This is a genomic window from uncultured Microscilla sp. (assembly GCF_947493425.1).
GTDB lineage: Bacteria > Bacteroidota > Bacteroidia > Cytophagales > Microscillaceae > Microscilla.
The window spans coordinates 1-1,544 of the sequence record NZ_CANLRP010000376.1 but is presented as its reverse complement, the minus strand read 5'-3'; the positions used below and the strand labels follow the sequence as shown (position 1 = coordinate 1,544).

1 protein-coding gene is annotated in these 1,544 nt (G+C 50.2%); it reads left to right on the top strand.

The features are described 5' to 3' along the window. The coding region (locus tag Q0954_RS33850; RefSeq protein WP_299466480.1) for a hypothetical protein at positions 1 to 1,544 on the top strand (1,544 nt) is incomplete at both ends.

The window sequence follows — 1,544 nt, the reverse complement described above, 5'->3', positions numbered from 1 at the left end:
CCCGACAAAGACGAAACTGTCCATACCACCGAGCAGTCTGGTACACCCCAGCAAAAAAACGAGTTGCCCCTTCCAAAAGAAATAAGCAAAAAGGAAGAGAACAAACAAGACGGGCACAACACTAAGGTACCCCATACCATAAGCAGCCCCTTGGACAAGGATAAAACAGAAACAACGAAAAAGACACCCACCACGAGCGAATTGGGCGTAACGCCAGACAAGCAACCCAATACCCAAAAAGAAACAACCCAGCCCTCGCCCACGCCGAAAACCGACCCCGACAAAAAGGAAGTAAAAGAAGAAGCCCCCCGCAAAAAAGACATCAAGCTGGACAAAAGCAGTTCGGAGGGTTTTATCAATAGCCTCACCAGCTTGCCCGTGTCTGACCTTGCCGAAGGCTTGAAGCAAAAAAGCGAGGCAGGTAATATTTTGAAGGGCGAAAGCGATGACGTAAAGAAAAAAACTGAGGAAACGCACCGCCAACCTGCTCCCACCGGATTATCGCCCGAAAACTCGCAAAAACGAGAAAACAAGCAGAAAAAGGCCGCCAAGCTCAAGGATGTGGGCAAGCCCCGCGAGGTAAACGTAAAAGACAGCCCCCAGGGAAAGGCGGTAAAAGAAGGACACCACACCCAAAAACCCGGCGTGCCCGAATCGCAAAGCCCTATACAAGTGGCCAGGCGATTTTTCGACAAGCTCTTTAGTTGGTTTGGCTCAGGTTCGGTAAAAGCCACGGTACAAAAAAGCCTGCACCAGTTGCCTACCAAAGACAACAGTGTGAACACCCACCCAGGCACGGCACCTACGGTAAACCTGAAGGGCAAAGAAGCTCCCGACCACCAAAACCAACAACTGCAACAAGAGAAAGACCAGGAAACGGACACCGCCCACCAAAAAGCCCAAAACGCGCCCAACAAAGATTTTGGCGAAAACGACATTTATCCTGAAGATAAAAAAGAGGAGTTGAACCCCAATTTTGAGTTCAGCCCTCCGCCCGAAACCTCGCTCACCCAACTTACCCCTGAAGGCATTCCAGTGCTGTCGCCTGAAGCCGAAACCCACCTCAATCAAAGTATGCAGGGGCAAATAGGCGGCAAAACTGAGCAAGAAAAAGCCAAGATCACGAAGGCAAAACAAGACAAAGAGGTGGGCTTTAAAAAAGCCAACGAGGAGCACGAGCTGAGCGTAGAGAAAAAAATAGAGGAAACCAAAACCGCCCAAACCCAAGCCCAGCAAAAGGCGCAAACGGAAGTAGACAGCCAGCGCACACAATGGAAAAAAGAAAACGACGACATTCTGAAAAACTACGAGGATGAGTCGGGCAAAGAGCGCCAAAAAGTAGACAGCCAAGTAGAGCAGAAGACCGACGAAACCAACGCCGAGGTAAAACGCAAGTATAGCGAGGCGCAGCGAAAAGCCGACGCCGAAAAACGCGCCAAAGAAAAAGAGGCGGAAGCCAAAAAAGCCGAAGCCGACAAAAAGGAACCCAGCTTTTGGGACCGTGCCGTCAATGCGGTCAAAGGATTTTTTGAGGGTTTGCGCAA